At 66.9% G+C, this 14,061-nt stretch carries 14 protein-coding genes; 9 read left to right on the forward strand and 5 right to left on the reverse strand.

What is annotated here, in order from left to right; all coding sequences use genetic code 11:
• Positions 1–99: 99 nt before the first annotated feature.
• Complete coding sequence (locus tag P1K32_RS00340) at positions 100–1,056, reverse strand: 1,4-dihydroxy-2-naphthoyl-CoA synthase (protein ID WP_276250747.1); 957 nt, start codon at positions 1,054–1,056, stop codon at positions 100–102.
• Between the two features lie 84 nt (positions 1,057–1,140).
• Between P1K32_RS00340 and P1K32_RS00345 the strand changes: the two genes are divergently transcribed.
• The gene (locus P1K32_RS00345) at positions 1,141–1,377 is read left to right on the forward strand and encodes a DUF8066 domain-containing protein (protein ID WP_276250748.1); all 237 of its coding nucleotides are present in this window, start codon (positions 1,141–1,143) and stop codon (positions 1,375–1,377) included.
• Positions 1,378–1,435: 58 nt separating this feature from the next.
• Positions 1,436–2,371 carry a J domain-containing protein gene (locus P1K32_RS00350; RefSeq protein ID WP_276250749.1) on the forward strand — a complete coding sequence of 312 codons (936 nt, stop codon included), beginning with the start codon at positions 1,436–1,438 and terminating at the stop codon, positions 2,369–2,371.
• On the opposite strand, the gene menD is transcribed toward P1K32_RS00350, so the two are convergent.
• Positions 2,368–4,131, reverse strand: coding sequence for a 2-succinyl-5-enolpyruvyl-6-hydroxy-3-cyclohexene-1-carboxylic-acid synthase (menD, locus tag P1K32_RS00355; protein WP_276250750.1), 1,764 nt, complete (start codon positions 4,129–4,131; stop codon positions 2,368–2,370). The two genes, P1K32_RS00350 and menD, sit on opposite strands and share 4 nt — an antisense overlap.
• On the reverse strand, positions 4,128–5,468 hold the full coding sequence (locus P1K32_RS00360; RefSeq protein ID WP_276250751.1) for an isochorismate synthase: 1,341 nt from the start codon (positions 5,466–5,468) through the stop codon (positions 4,128–4,130). Before P1K32_RS00360 ends, menD begins: the two co-directional genes overlap by 4 nt.
• Positions 5,469–5,753: 285 nt before the next feature.
• Between P1K32_RS00360 and P1K32_RS00365 the strand changes: the two genes are divergently transcribed.
• Together P1K32_RS00365 and P1K32_RS00370 are read left to right on the forward strand one after the other, a co-directional pair.
• A complete protein-coding gene (locus P1K32_RS00365; protein WP_220587409.1) occupies positions 5,754–5,972 on the forward strand; it encodes a ribbon-helix-helix domain-containing protein in 219 nt (72 codons plus the stop codon).
• 165 nt (positions 5,973–6,137) lie between these two features.
• Complete coding sequence (locus tag P1K32_RS00370; protein WP_276250752.1) at positions 6,138–6,419, forward strand: UPF0058 family protein; 282 nt, start codon at positions 6,138–6,140, stop codon at positions 6,417–6,419.
• A gap of 43 nt (positions 6,420–6,462) precedes the next feature.
• Here P1K32_RS00370 and P1K32_RS00375 read toward each other — a convergent pair whose 3' ends face one another.
• On the reverse strand, positions 6,463–7,254 hold the full coding sequence (locus tag P1K32_RS00375; protein ID WP_276250753.1) for an enoyl-CoA hydratase/isomerase family protein: 792 nt from the start codon (positions 7,252–7,254) through the stop codon (positions 6,463–6,465).
• Positions 7,255–7,337: 83 nt separating this feature from the next.
• Here P1K32_RS00375 and P1K32_RS00380 point away from each other — a divergent pair, with 83 nt between their 5' ends.
• The 5 genes from P1K32_RS00380 (at position 7,338) to P1K32_RS00400 (ending at position 12,513) form a co-directional block, all read left to right on the forward strand.
• Entirely contained in the window at positions 7,338–8,744 is a 1,407-nt protein-coding gene (locus tag P1K32_RS00380; protein WP_276250754.1) for a cryptochrome/photolyase family protein, read from the forward strand.
• A gap of 146 nt (positions 8,745–8,890) precedes the next feature.
• Entirely contained in the window at positions 8,891–10,534 is a 1,644-nt protein-coding gene (locus P1K32_RS00385; protein ID WP_276250755.1) for a histidine kinase N-terminal 7TM domain-containing protein, read from the forward strand.
• A gap of 189 nt (positions 10,535–10,723) precedes the next feature.
• Positions 10,724–11,335, forward strand: coding sequence for a superoxide dismutase (gene sod / locus P1K32_RS00390; protein WP_276250756.1), 612 nt, complete (start codon positions 10,724–10,726; stop codon positions 11,333–11,335).
• Between the two features lie 93 nt (positions 11,336–11,428).
• Complete coding sequence (locus tag P1K32_RS00395; protein ID WP_276250757.1) at positions 11,429–11,698, forward strand: DUF5827 family protein; 270 nt, start codon at positions 11,429–11,431, stop codon at positions 11,696–11,698.
• Positions 11,695–12,513 (forward strand): ATPase, encoded by an 819-nt coding sequence (locus tag P1K32_RS00400; RefSeq protein ID WP_276250758.1) that lies wholly within the window; start codon positions 11,695–11,697, stop codon positions 12,511–12,513. Before P1K32_RS00395 ends, P1K32_RS00400 begins: the two co-directional genes overlap by 4 nt.
• A gap of 23 nt (positions 12,514–12,536) precedes the next feature.
• Here the strand turns inward: P1K32_RS00400 and P1K32_RS00405 are convergent, their stop codons facing one another.
• Positions 12,537–14,060 carry a PAS domain-containing sensor histidine kinase gene (locus P1K32_RS00405; RefSeq protein WP_276250759.1) on the reverse strand — a complete coding sequence of 508 codons (1,524 nt, stop codon included), beginning with the start codon at positions 14,058–14,060 and terminating at the stop codon, positions 12,537–12,539.
• Between the last annotated feature and the right edge of the window lies 1 nt (position 14,061).

Consider the following 14,061-nt stretch of genomic DNA (forward strand, 5'->3'; position numbering starts at 1 on the left):
CGCTCCAGGGAGGCAGTTACAGTCAAGCGGGTCTGGAATCGTCCACGCCCGGGCCACTAATCTGAGCTCAATATCCCCACATAGGTACAGCCAGCAGTATCAGTAGTGCCAGGGTTCGTCGCTGAAATCCGGCTCCCGTCCCTCGTTGAACGCGTCCCGGCCTTCCTGGGCCTCCTCGGTCATGTAGGCGAGTCGGGTCGCCTCTCCGGCGAAGACCTGCTGGCCGACCATCCCGTCCGAATCGAGGTTGAAGGCGTACTTCAGCATCCGCATCGCCGTGGGCGATTTCTCCATCATCCGCTCGGCCCACTCGATGGCCGTCGCTTCGAGTTCCTCGTGGGGGACGACCTCGTTGACCATCCCCATGTCCGCGGCCTCCTCGGCAGAGTAGGTCTTCCCGAGGAAGAACACCTCGCGGGCCTTCTTCTGGCCGATTTGCCTGGCGAGATACGCCGAGCCGAAGCCGCCGTCGAAACTGCCCACGTCGGGGTCCGTCTGGAGGAACTTCGCGTGCTCCTCGCTGGCCAAGGTCAAGTCACAGACCACGTGCAGCGAGTGGCCGCCGCCGACGGCCCAGCCCGGGACGACGGCGACAACGAGTTTGGGAATGTGGCGAATCTGGCGCTGGACTTCCAGGATGTGGAGGCGGCCGACGTTCTCGGGAGCGTCCTCGCGAGCAGCGTCGAGCGAGGGCTCGTCGGGAGCGTCGCTTCCGACGGCGTCGGGGTCGCCAATCTCCTCGTCAGCTTCATACTCGTACCCGCTTTCCCCTCGAATTGACTGGTCGCCGCCCGAACAGAAGGCCCAGCCGCCGTCCTTCTCGGAGGGGCCGTTGCCGGTGATGATGACACACCCCACGTCGGTGAGCCGCTTGGCGTGGTCCAGTGCTGTCGAGAGTTCGTCGACCGTCTCAGGGCGGAACGCGTTGCGCTTCTCGGACCGGTCGAAGGCGATTCGCACCGCGCCCGTCTCGGTTGAGCGGTGGTAGGTGATGTCGGTGAAGTCGAACCGGTCGACTGCGTCCCAGCGCTCCGGGTCGAAAATCTCTGAGACCATACTGTCGTTGCGGGGTGAAAGTGGCAAAAGCGTCCCGGTGGGTCCCGAAAAACTTTCCAGTCGGTCAGGTGTCGATAAACCTGTATGTCCTCCACGCACAAGCCGATACTCATCGTCGCCCTCGCCGTCATCTCGCTGCTGGTGCTGCTGTACAGCCTGGTGATCTACCAGGACGTGCTGCTCGGCATCGCAGTCGTCGTCGCTATCTGGACGGTCTACGTCCTCTATACGCTCGTGGGCATCCTGGGTCGTATCGCCGACGCGCTGGAACGGCTGGCCGGAGAGCGCGGAGCGGAGCGGGCCGTCGAGTACGAGAACTGAGAACAGGTCGCAAGGATTTAACCCAGATGTTGTCGACTACGTACCAACGCTGCTCGTCATGACAGAGACGTTCTACGACGTGCTCGGCGTCGCCGAGGACGCGACGACCGACGAGATAGAGTCCGCCTACCGGGAGCGGCTCAAAGAGACTCATCCCGATGTGAGCGACGACGAGGACGCGGGTCAGGCCACGAAGAGGCTCATCGAGGCCCGCGACGTACTCGTCGACGAGGACGAGCGGGCGCGCTACGACCGCCTGGGCCACGACGCCTACGTCGGGGACGGCGCGCCCGCCGAGCGCGACGCGACAGCCGAGACGAGCGGGCACGACACTGACAGCGACGCCGGGTCGAACGGCACCGGGACCAGCGCGAGCCAGAGTCGCGCTCGACGGGAGCAGCGAGCCAGCGAACGCGTCCGGCGGGAGCGTCGCCGGGCCCGAGAGGCACGACAGCGGCGTCGAGATGCCGCCCGGGAGGAGCGGACCGGGACCGACGACACCGACACCTCGACGGCGTCCACGTCGACGAGCGCGACCGGGACTGCCAGAAATCGCGAGACGACGCCGACCGGAGGCCCTCGAGCAGCAGCCACCGACACGACCAGCGCAACAGCGACTGGCAGCACCTACAGTGTCCGCGAGAACGTCGCCACGCCGACCAGCCACGGACCACTGTTGCCCAGGGGTCGGCAACTCACGCTGCTTGGCATCTTCTTCGCACTCTACCCGGTGCTGTTGTTCTCGGCACTGCTGCCCGCGTTCCCGCCGTTCGTCAACGTGATACTCAGCGCCTGTACGCTGCTGACGATAATGTACCTCCAGTCGATGCCACGCGTGGCGCTGTTGCTCTTTGGCGGCTGGAGCGCCATCAGCGTCGTGGGACTGGGGCTGTTCGGCGTCGGCTACGTCTCGCCAGTCGGACTCATCGTCCTGTTAGGCACCATCATCCCCTTTGGCTTCTCGATACTGACGGCCGCGGCCCTGCGGTACTAGAGCGCGTCGACGAGTCGGTCCTGGAGCGCGTCACGTCGGGCGTGGCTGTCCGCCGCGTCGAAAGCGACCGACAGCACCTGAGTCCCATCGCTGGCCACGGAGCGGTCGAACGCGTCGACGAACGCTCCGCGACTCTCGAGACGTTCGAACGCCAGCCCGTAGAGCTCGCCAGTGGGTCCGAAGTCCAGGCCATGTGGCGTCTTGAACTGCGATTCGAAGGTATCGTGGTCCTTAATGGGCAGCATGTGGAAGATGCCGCCCCCGTCGTTGTCGACGAGGACGATAGTGGCGTCCACGCCACAGCGGGCGAGCGCGAGCAGCCCGTTCATGTCGTGGTAGTACGCCAGGTCTCCCGTGACCAGCACGAGCGGGTCCTCGGTGGCACTGCCCGCCCCCAGCGCCGTCGAGGTGATGCCGTCGATACCGCTCGCGCCCCGGTTCCCCAGCACCGTGTGGTCGGCCGTCCGCGGCTCGCCAAAGCGGTCCAGGTCACGGACGGGCATACTGTTCGAGACGAACAGCGTCGCCGGGTCGGGGGCCAGCCGCGTCACGTCGGCCAGCACGCCGCCCTCCCAGTAGGTACCCTCCAGTGCGTCCGTGACTGTGTCCCAGTGGGCCTGTTCGGCACGCCGGAAGCGGTCGGCCCACGCGGCGTCACCCGGTCCCTCGACCCGTTCCGCGACAGCGCTCCCGACGCCGTCGGGGTCGCCGACCAGCAGGTCACTGGCGGTGAATGTTGCCTCCGTCCAGCGTCCGCTGGGGGCGACGACGAACTGGCGACAGTCGGCGTCCCGGAGGTAGTGGCGCAGGGGCTTCGAGGTCGGCGAGGCACCGAACCGAAGCACCACCTCGGGGTCGGGCCAGTCAGCGACAGCGTCGGTTCCAAGATACGCGTCGTAGCCACCGATGACGGGCCGGTCGGCGACGTGGGAGCCGAATCGGAGATTCGAGAGGGGGTCCGCGAGGACGGGGAACCCCGTCGCGTCGGCCAGCTCCCCCAGCGCGTCGGGCCCGAGCCCGCAGTCCGCCGGCCCCGCGACGACGAGCCCGCGGTCGGCGGCCTCGACCGCCGACACGACGCGTGAGAGAGCGGCGTCGTCGAGTCGGCTGGCCCCCTGCGCGGTCGCGACGAACGGGCCCGCACGACCCTCTGCAGCGAGTCGGTCGCCGCCGGCCCAGTTCTCGGGGACGGCCTCGGGGTGGTCGTCGGGTACCGGCGTCGGTTCCAGCGGTTTGCGGAACCGACAGTTCAGATGGACCGGGCCGGGGTCGTTGCCAGTGCTGTTCGCGAGCGCCCGCGCGACGGTCGTTCGCAGCATTCGCACCGTGCGCGGCTCGGCCGCCGGCTCGGGCATATCGCGGTACCAGCGGACGGCGTCGCCGTACAGTTTCTCCTGGTCGATAGTCTGGTTGGCCCCGCTATCAGTGAGTTCCGGCGGGCGGTCAGCGGTCAGTACGAGCATCGGCACCTCGGACTGGCTGGCCTCGATGACCGCGGGGTGGTAGTTCGCCGCCGCCGTGCCGGAGGTACAGACCAGCGGCGTCGGTTCGCCGGTCCGTTTCGCCCGCCCCAGCGCGAAGAAGGCCGAGGAGCGTTCGTCGAGGTGTGAATAGACCCGCAGGTCGGGGTGTTCGGCACAGGCAACGGTGAGCGGCGTCGAGCGACTGCCCGGCGAGGCACACACCGCCTCGACGCCGCCGGCGACCAGTTCGGCGACCAGCGTCTCGGCCCAGAGGGTGTTGACGTTCGGGTACGTCATTCGAGTTCGTCCAGCATCGGCCGATATTTCAGTTGCACTTCGTCCCACTCGCGGTCGGGGTCGCTGTCGGCGACGATGCCGGCGCCGGCAAAGAGCGTCGCCGTCCGTCCGGTGGCCACCGCAGAGCGGATACCGACGGCGAAGGTCCCGTTGCCGGCGGCGTCGAGCCAGCCGATTGGTGCGGCGTACCAGCCCCGGTCGAACGCCTCCGTCTCGCGGATGGTCCGCAGCGCCTCGTCGGGCGGCAGGCCGCCGACGGCGGGGGTCGGGTGCAGCGCGTCCACGAGCGAGAGGACGTGCTCGTCGTCGGCGAGTTCTGCCGTTATCGAGGTCCGCAGATGCTGGACCGTCGCCAGCCGGCGGACGGTGCGGTCGCCGATGCGGACCGAGGCGGCAAAGGGTTCCAGCTGGTCGCGGATGGCCTCCGCGACGATCTCGTGTTCGTGGATGTCCTTCGTACTGTCGAGCAGCTCCGAAGCCAGCCACTCGTCCTCTGCGGGCGTGTCTCCCCGACCGGTCGAGCCGGCGAGGGCTTCCGTCCTGACGGTCCGGCCCCGAAGGGAGACGAGCCGCTCGGGCGTGGCCCCGTAGAAGGTGGCACCGTCGGTCGGGGAGAACATGAACCGGTAGCAGTCCGGGTAGGTATCGGCCAGCCGGGCGAAGACGTCCGGCACCGAGAGCTCGGACCGGAGACTGGCACGGAGCGCCTGCGCGAGGACGACCTTCTTGAGTGTCCCCGCCTCGACGCTTTCGAGCGCCCGGCCGACCTGGTCCCGCCAGGCCCCCTGTGAGGGTTCTCGCTCGCGGGCGGCGATACCGGGCCGGCGTTTGGCGTTGACCGCCGGCTCGTCGGCCAGGCGCTCTTTCCACGTGGCGAGGCGAGCCTCGGCGCGGTCGGCCGCGTCGTCGCCGGTGGCCGCGGTCGTGAGCCAGCGGCTACCGTCGCCGGCGGTCACCTGGACCTCCGGGAGGAAGAAGGCCGCACCGGGGAACTCGTCCCACGGCGACTCGTCGCCGTCGTGGTCCCCGTCGTGGAACGCGAACCCGCCGTACAGCCGCGGCCGGGCCACGCTCGGGAGCCCGCCGGTGGGCGTCTCACAGCTGTCAAAGAGCGCCGCGGCCGCCCCGCGAACGTCGTCGAACCGCGAGGGGCCCTCGGCGGCCACGGTCGCGGCGGCACCGGCGGCCGCTATCGACTCCGTCGGTGTCGCCCAGCCGAAGCGTGGTCGTCTCTCGGCTTCCAGGACAGTCCGGACCGCGCCCGAACCGAGTCGGCACGCGCGCGTGACGACCGTCGTCTCACCGACCGTCGACTGCGCACCACGCAGTGGTTCCATCACGTCGCCTTTAGGAGTGGGCCCCTTTGAGCCTGACTATCAGTGTCGTTGTAGGTCACCTGGAGACAGTGCCGGAGTCGATGTCGACAGTGCTCCCGAACCCGAGACAACAGCCGGTATGAACGCTCTCAGCCGGGGTGGACGCCAGGGGCAGGCTCGGCACCCGTCGGAGTAGTCGAGACTTTCGGTGTAGGTCGGCCAGGCAGGCCGAATCTACCGTGCAAACGACCACCGCCTACCCCCGCCAGGTTTAAATATACCTTGCTCAAAGGTGCCAACGTTGCGATGCCAAAGGTAGAGATCAACATCCCTGAGCACCTCGAAATGCAGATCGCTCAGCTGGTCGAGCAGGGCGAGTTCCTCAATCGTGAGGAGGCCATCGAGGACCTCCTGGCGACCGGTCTGAAGGCGTACAAGACCTCCGGACCGACGGACGAAGACGAAGAACCGGGCTTCGAAGAAGAAGACGGGATGATGGGCCACGACGACGAGTACGTGTTCTGAAACAGGAGCGCACGGAGTGAGCTCCCTCGAATCGCGAGCGGAGCGGGACAGGCAGTCGGGCGCCGCCCGACGACAGCGTAGCCGCGAACAGCACTCCGACTTGTCAGTCTGGTACACCGTCTCGGGCAATTCTTATACGGGTCGGACCGAATAGCTTGCACAACAATGCACAAAGACGAGCTGCTCGAGTTACACGAACAGATGGTGACCATCATGGAGTTCTTCCGTGACGAGATGGACACCGTCGACCCGGAGCTGTTCGACCCCTACGGCGAACTCGACGTGCGTCCCTCGGACGTCCACAAATCGAAGAGCGAGCACAAACACGCGGTCTTCGTCCTCGGCAACGCGCTGGCGACGGCGATGAGCGAAGACGAGTTCTCGGACGCGGGCCGGGTCGGCAAGCGCATGAAGGAGCTGGCCGAGGACGCCGAGAGCAAGCTGTAAATCTGTCGAGTTCTCCCGGTCGCTCAGCCGCCCAGTGGCGACGCTACTGGCCCGAGAAGTCAGGTTCGCGTTGCTCGATGAACGCCGCCGTCCCCTCCGCGTGGTCGTCGGTGGTCATGGCCAGCCCCTGGGCGGCCGCTTCGCGCTCCATAGCGGCTTCGAGGGTCGACGTCGCGCCGCGGTCGATGAGCTGTTTGGCCCGCGAGAGCGCCACGGTCGGCCCCTCGGCGATGGTCTCGACGAGGTTCTCGACGCCCGCGTCGAAGGCGTCGCGCTCGAACAGTCGGGTGAACACGCCCAGTTCGCGGGCCGTGTCGGCGTCGAGCAGTTCACCGGTGAACACGAGCTCCTTGGCTTTGTTCGGACCGACGACTCTGGGCAGGAAGTAGGAGATTCCGGCATCGAGCGGGAGGCCGAGTCGACGGGACCCGAAGCCGATTTTCGCGTCGGGACTTGCGAGCTGGATATCACACGAAAGCACCAGCCCCGCGCCGGCGCCAAATGCCGGCCCGTCGATGGCGGCGACGACCGGGAGCCGGCAGTCGTGGACCGCTTCGACGGCTGCGTTGATGGCCTCGATGGTTCCCACGCGCTCGGTCGGCGGGCGGTCGCTGTCCACGCCCTCGACCATCGCGGCCACGTCGCCGCCCGCACAGAACGCCGAGCCGGCCCCGCGGACGAGGGCACAGCGGGCGTCGCTGTCGGCGACGGCCTCGAATCGCTCGACGAGCCGCGCGGCCGTCGGTTCGGCCAGAACGTTGCGCTCGTCCGGGCGATTTAGCGTGACGGTAGCCACCCCGTCGTCGACAGTCAGCAGTACCGCGTCGTCGGTCATACCACCGAGGTCTGCCCGCGCGACCAAAACGTTGCTGACGCCGTTGGGTACGTCTTTTTCAGCGCCGAGTCCCAGGAACCGATATGTATCTGCACTGGCACCGGCGAGACCTCCGGGCGGCGGACAACGCGGGGCTGGCCCGCGCGAGCGCCGACGACCCCGTGCTCCCGGTGTTCGTCTTCGACAGCGACGTGCTCGCCCACGCCGGCCCGCCGCGGGTCGCGTTCATGCTCGACGCCCTCGCACAGTTGCGAGCGTGGTACCGCGAGCACAATAGCGACCTGCTCGTCGCCGAGGGCGACCCGCGGGAGGTCCTGCCCGACCTGGCGACCGAACACGGCGCAGACCGTGTCACCTGGGGCAAGGACTACTCTGGACTGGCTCGCGAGCGCGACGCCGCCGTTCGGCGGGCGCTGGACGAGGCCGACGTAGCCCGCGAGGCGGTACAGAACGCCGTCTGCCACGAGCCGGGTGAGATTACGACCAACGACGGCGACCCCTACAGCGTCTTCACCTACTTCGGCCGGAAGTGGCAGGACCGCGAGAAGCAGGCTCCCTACGACCCGCCTGCCGCCGGCGCGCTCGTCGAGTTCCAAGACGACAGCGACCTGCCCACGCTGGACGAGCTAGGGTTCGACGACCCCGAGGCCGATATCCCCCCGGCCGGGACCGAACCCGCTCGCGAACTCCTCGATGCGTTTCTCGAGGACGATATCTACCGGTACGACGACCGCCGGGACTACCCGGCCGAGGCGTGCACCTCGCGCCTGTCGGCTCACCTCAAGTACGGCACCATCGGTATCCGGGAGGTGTACGCGGAAACTGCCGAAGCCCGCGACGTCGTCGAGCCCGGCAGCGAGCGCGACGACTCCGTCGCGGAGTTCCAGTCCCAGCTCGCCTGGCGGGAGTTCTACACCCAGGTCCTCTTTGCGAACCCGAACGTCGTCTCCGAGAACTACAAGGACTACGAGCGACCGATCCAGTGGAACGACGACCCCGAAGCGCTCCAGGCCTGGAAGGACGGAGAGACCGGCTACCCAATCGTCGACGCCGGGATGCGCCAGCTCCGCGAGGAGGCGTTCATGCACAACCGCGTGCGGATGATTGTCGCCTCGTTCCTCACGAAGGACCTTCTCATCGACTGGCGGGAGGGGTACGACTGGTTCCGCCAGAAGCTGGTCGACCACGACACCGGAAACGACAACGGCGGCTGGCAGTGGGCCGCCTCCACCGGGACCGACGCACAGCCGTACTTCCGCATCTTCAACCCGATGACACAGGGCGAGCGCTACGACCCCGACGCCGAGTACATCAAGCGCTACGTCCCCGAACTCCGGGATGCCGGCGCCGAGATAATCCACGAGTGGCACGAGGCCTCGCTCACCCAGCGGCGGAGTGCGGCGCCGGAGTATCCGGACCCAATCGTCGACCACAGCCAGCGCCGGGAGACGGCAATCGAGATGTTCGAGGTGGCGAGGGGTGATGGGTGAGCGGTAGCGAACGATACAGTCACCGTAGCGACGACGGCGCGGCAGCGACGGAACAGTCGAGGGGTGCCGGAGTGAGGCGCGAACTGACACCGCTCCGTCACATTCGGAATACTTAATTGTTCCAACTTGATTTGTCAGGATATAGTGTGAGCATCGAACCGTTCCTGATAGCGCTCTTCGTGTCCGTCTTTGTCGTCGTCCTCGTCACCGTTTTCTTTTACCGGAACCGGTCGATTCCAGGTGTGAAGCCGCTACTGGTCGCCTCGGTCGCGGAGATGTGGTGGCTGCTGTGTTACGCCGGGGAACTGTTCAGTCCGTCGCCGGCACAGGCGGTACTGTTCGACAAATTGGAGTGGGCCGGGGCCGTCGTGATTCCGCTTGCCTGGCTGATTTTCGTCCTGGAATACACGGGCCGCGGCCAGTATCTCAGCAGGAACCGGTTGGTGGCGCTGGCAGTCCCTCCGGTGGCCACACTCGTCGCCGTCGCCGTGGCCTTCGAACCCCTGGTCGGACCAAACCCCATGATTCTCCGGTCCGAGGGGGTTCACGTCGTGGTCACCGACACTGGTGTGGTCTACTGGCTCTCCGCCGTCTACTCGTGGCTCCTCATCACGAGCAGTCTCGTCCTCCTCGTGGAGTTCGTCGTCGACCGCCGCGAACTCTATCAGGGACAGGCCGTCGCACTCACCGGTGCTGGCGCCGTCCCGCTGGCCGCCAACATCGTCGCCACGACGGGGACAGTCGATCTCGACCCGTTCACCCTGACACCGTTGACGTTCGCACTCTCGAGCGGTCTCGTGGCCCTCGCAATACTGGAGTTCGACGCCTTCAGAACGGTCCCGATTCCACACCACCTGGCGACCGACACGGCTCTCTCGGCGGTGGACGATCCTATCGTCGTGTTCGACGGCGAAGGGACTGTCGTGGACTGCAACAGGGCGGCCTGCTCGACGCTGAACCGCGACCGTCAGACCCTCGTCGGTGCCCAGCGGGAGTCGCTCACGCCGCTCGCAGACGTCGACTCGGAGAGCGCGGGCTCGACCGTGACCGTCGAGCACGACGGTGAACCGACCCACTACGACGTCCAGACGGCAGCGATAGATGCAGGCGGGGACAGCGTGCTCGGGACGGTCGTCACGATGCGGGACGTGACCGAACGCCGGGAGCGCAAACAGCGACTGAACACGCTGAACGAGGTGTTGCGCGCGACGATTCAGGAGGAGATGACGACGGTACAGCAGGTCGTCGACGACGGTGACAGCGAAGAAATACTCGACCGGGCGTCGATGGCCCTCGGCGTGAGCGACCGGGCCGGGGACCTGGCGTCGATGATGGACTCCCACGCAGCCTCGCCGGCCGACATCGTCCCGATAATCCACGAGGAGATCGAGGCGGCCCGGGAGTGGAAGCCCGAGGTGTCGTTCGTTCTCGATGCGACGCTGGGCGAATGGGCCTACTGCAGTGGCCTCTTCGAACCCGTGTTTCGCGTCTCGCTGCGCCACGCCGCCGAGCGGTCCCTCCAGGAGGTCCCAGAACCCGTCGTCGGTATCTCGGTCGACGCCGGCCCGGAGTCAGTCACCGTCTCCGTCAGCGATATCGGGCAGCCGCTGTCGGACCACGAACGGGCCGTGCTCCGTGGGGAGGCCCGGCCGCAACCGTCGGACCAGGCCGATATGAGCCGGTGGCTGGTCAACTGGGGGGTAGAGCAGGCAAACGGCACCATCCGAATCGGAAGAGACGGGGAACACACATCGCTGGAACTCACGTTCCCGCGAACGGACGACGAGTGATGGAACCGCTGGACCGGGACACCGCGGTCGCCATCTGACACATCGAGTACCTATCGGTCCGATCACTTCCCTTCGAGACGCGAAGCGGTGAAACCGCCCGCCGGCCCGTACTGCGTGTGTACTGCTACCATACGGCTTCTAAACGTTTAAAAGGCATCCGCCCGACAATTACCTTGGAGGAGATTTCATATGTCCGAACACTCCGAACCTGAACTGCCACCGCTCCCGTACGACTACGACGCCCTGGAGCCTCACATCTCCGAGCAGGTGCTCACCTGGCACCACGACACCCACCATCAGGGGTACGTAAACGGGCTCGAGTCGGCGGAAGCGACGCTGGCCGAGAACCGCGAGTCGGGGGACTTCGGTTCGTCCGCCGGTGCGATGGGCAACGTCACCCACAACGGCTGTGGCCACTATCTCCACACGCTGTTCTGGAACAACATGGACCCCAACGGTGGCGGTGAGCCCGAGGGCGAACTCGCAGACCGCATCGAGGAGGACTTCGGTTCCTACGAAGGCTGGAAGGGCGAGTTCGAGGCTGCCGCGTCCGCTGCCGGCGGCTGGGCGCTTCTGGTCTACGACCCGGTCGCAAAGCAGCTCCGCAACGTCCCGGTCGACAAGCACGACCAGGGCGCGCTCTGGGGTTCCCACCCCATCCTGGCCCTCGACGTCTGGGAGCACTCGTACTACTACGACTACGGTCCGGCCCGCGGCGACTTCATCGACGCCTTCTTCGAGGTCGTCGACTGGGACGAGGTCGCCGAGGAGTACAGCACCGCAGTCGGTCACTTCGAGTAACTCCCGAATACGCACTTTTTTGCGCGCTGCCCGCCGACCAGCGACTGCACCGACTTCGAGAGGTTTACACGCTCGGTCGGCAAACCGTCGCCTATGCCTGCACCCAAAGCGGAGTTCGACGACGTCCGCTCGTTCGACCTCTACGAGCCCGCAGACGTGCTCGACCCGGAGCTGCTGTACACGATTCCCGAACTTGCCCGGCTACTGCAGGGCCTCCCGGCCGACGCCGAACTATCAGATTTCAACGAGTCGGTGTTCATCGACTGGGCCATCCCGTGGATGATATACAACCAGGACGACCTCGTCTTCGCCGAACCGGACGACGACGAGGTGGTCGGGCTCTACGGACTCGCCGACGAATGAAGCTGCTCGTGGCCGGTGGCGACCGGGTCGACGCCGGCAAGACGACCTTCTCCGTTGGCCTGCTTTCCCACACCGGCGCCCGCGGATTCAAGCCCCGGGCCGGTAACAACTACTGGTTCGACCACGACGACTACCAGCAAGCGACCGAGGAGGGACGGCTCTACGGCAAGGACGCCCGTCGGCTGGCCGAGGCCTCGCCCGGTGACGTGACTCCCGAAGCTATCAACGCCGTCCACCGGCTCTGGCACCCGTCGCCGGGCCCCTCGAAGGGGCTGCTCGGCCAGACGGCCAGACAGTTCGTCGTCGACCGCGTGGGGGTGAAAGACGGCGTCGGCGAGTTCGTCGTCAACGGCACCGTCGACGTCCCCGACTCGGCGACCGAGCGGCTCCCGCTGGAGGCGGCGCCGCGGGTCACGTCGCTGCCTGATTTCAACGACCTGATGGGCGTGATGCACGCCGATGCGCTCGCCGAGTTACGCGAGGAAATCCTCGCGACCGACCGCGCCGTCGTCGAGTCCTACGGCGACATCGCGAGGCCCCTGGACGGGTTCGAACCGGACGCCGTCGCCGTCGTCGAGCCCGGCAGAGCGCGCTTCTACGACGGTCGCCGCTACGCGAAGGCCTGCGAGATAGCCACCGGGGGTCCCGAGGAGGGCCAACTGGAGGAACGCGTCGCAAACGTCGTCGACCTCATCGACCGGGCCGGCGCGGTCCGGTTGCCGGCGCTGGACAGCGAGACACAGAAAGAGCCACAGGCGATCGCGGACGCCTACGACCACGCCTACGACGCCCTGCTGGCGACGGCGTTCGACTGAGTCGGGTCGCCGACTGCAAGCCGTTACTCCCGCTGGAGTTCGATGACGAAGACGGCGCCAGTCGGGTCGTTGTCGTCGGCCGGCGGCCGACTGCCTGCGGAACTGCGTTCTCTGTCTTCGACCCAGACGTGGCCGCCGTACTGGTCGACGAGCGTCTCGACCAGATACAGGCCGATGCCGGTCCCGTCACTCGACATCCCGCGTTCGCCCCGGCCGAAGATACTCTCTTTCCGGTCGTCGGGGATGCCGGGGCCGTTGTCGGCGACCTTGACCCGGACGACCGTCTCGTCGGCCTCGACGGTGACGGTCACCGTGGGGTCCGGCTCGCGGTTGTGCTGGACAGCGTTCTTGAGAACGTTCCGGAACACCGACCCCAGCATCTCGTCGGCCAGGACGGTCACGTCCGGTATCTCGCCGTCGACGGTTATCGTCGCGTCCGTCGCCGTCTCTGTGACTCTCGTGAGCTGGTCTTCCAGACTCTCTCTGAGCGAAACCGGGCAGGGCTCGGTCTCGGTGCGGAGCATCGCCTCGACGAGCTCCTGTGCGCTGGTAGTCAGCTCCACCGCTGCGGCCGTGTTCCGCCGTATCTTCTCGACGTACTCCTGCTGGGTCCCGTCGACGTTCTCGCCGAGTATCTCGGCGATGGCGCCGACCACCTGGAGGTCGTTGCGGATGTCGTGGCTCATCATCCGGGTGAGCAGTTCGAGGTTGTCCCGCTGCTGGGCCAGGAGGCTCTCGGTGGTGACCTGGTCCAGAGCGACCGTCGCGTTCGCGGCCAGGAGTTTCGCCAGCGTGACGTCGGTGTCGGTGAACTCGTCGGTCGTCTGGGCCGCGACGATGAACACGCCGTACTCGCCGAGGGGAACGAGTAATTCGCTCCGGAACGGCGTCTCGGCGTCGAAGACGCCGGCTGCGGCCCGCACGTCGGGATAGACGCCGGCGTCGCCAGACTGATAGGCCTCCCAGGCGAGGCCGCTGTCCAGTGCGGGCGCCTTCCCCAGCACGTCGTAACACGCCGGCGACTGCACGACGGGGCGTAACGCATCGGTCGCTTCGTCGTAGTAGTGGACCGCGTTGAGCGGGAGTCCGAGAATCTCGACCGCCGCACTGCTGACCAGGTCGGCGACCGCTTCGGGCGACCTGGCAAGCAGCATCCGTCGGGTCGCCTCGTGGAGTCGGCCGAGCGTCTCCTCGTGACTGCGCCGGTCCGTCGTCTCCGTGACGACGATGGTCAGCCCGTCGTCGTCCGGATAGAACCGGACGAGCCAGCTGGAGCCCCGTTCCGGGCCGACCCACTCACAGGACTGTTCGGTCCCTGTCTCGACGGCCCGTTCGAGGGGCGGGCGAAACACGGCCGACGCACCATCGGCAAGCGAGTCCCACACCGGACGCCCGAGGAGCGCGTCCCGGTCGGCGGAAAGCAGTTCCACAGCACGGTCGTTGAGGTAGGTGAATTGCAGGTTGTCGTTCAGCGCGACGACACCGTCCGAGATACGGTCGAGTATCGCTGCGTGGAGGGTGTCCGTCGACGGCGCGTCTCGACTCACA

The sequence above is a fragment of the Haloarcula rara genome (assembly GCF_029338235.1).
Classification (GTDB): Archaea; Halobacteriota; Halobacteria; order Halobacteriales; family Haloarculaceae; genus Haloarcula; species Haloarcula rara.